Below are 429 nucleotides of genomic sequence, written 5' to 3' on the forward strand. Positions count from 1 at the left end.
TGACCGGACACCGCGTCGGTGCGCTCGAGGACCTGCCACGGGCCCGGGCGTACGTGTTCGACACCGCACCCGGCGTCGTCGCGGACGTGGTCGGCGACCGCCTGTTCGTCCAGCGGGCCGTCCTCGGTGACCAGCCAGGCGACGACGCGCTCGCCCAGGTCCGGGTCGGGCTCGCCGGTGACGGCCGCCTCGCGGACGCCGGGGAAGTCGAGCAGGGCGTTCTCGATCTCGCCCGCGCCGATCTTGTAACCGCCGGACTTGATCAGGTCGGTGGCGCGCCGGCCGACGATCCGCACGTACCCGTCGGGCTCGCGCACCGCCATGTCGCCGGTGCGGAACCAGTCGCCGGCGACCGCGAGGTCCTCGATTGCGATCTTCGGTGGGAGTGGGGGAAGGTCGGGAAGTTGCTTGGCCTCGTGAGTCACCGCG

General features: G+C 72.5%; 1 pseudogene. It reads right to left on the reverse strand.

Features of this window, described 5'->3' with window-relative positions:
- Positions 1-429: pseudogene (locus tag CAY82_RS27605) on the reverse strand (hypothetical protein); the annotation flags it as partial.

It is taken from the genome of Pseudomonas sp. SID14000 (assembly GCF_002165135.1).
Taxonomy (GTDB): Bacteria; Pseudomonadota; Gammaproteobacteria; order Pseudomonadales; family Pseudomonadaceae; genus Aquipseudomonas.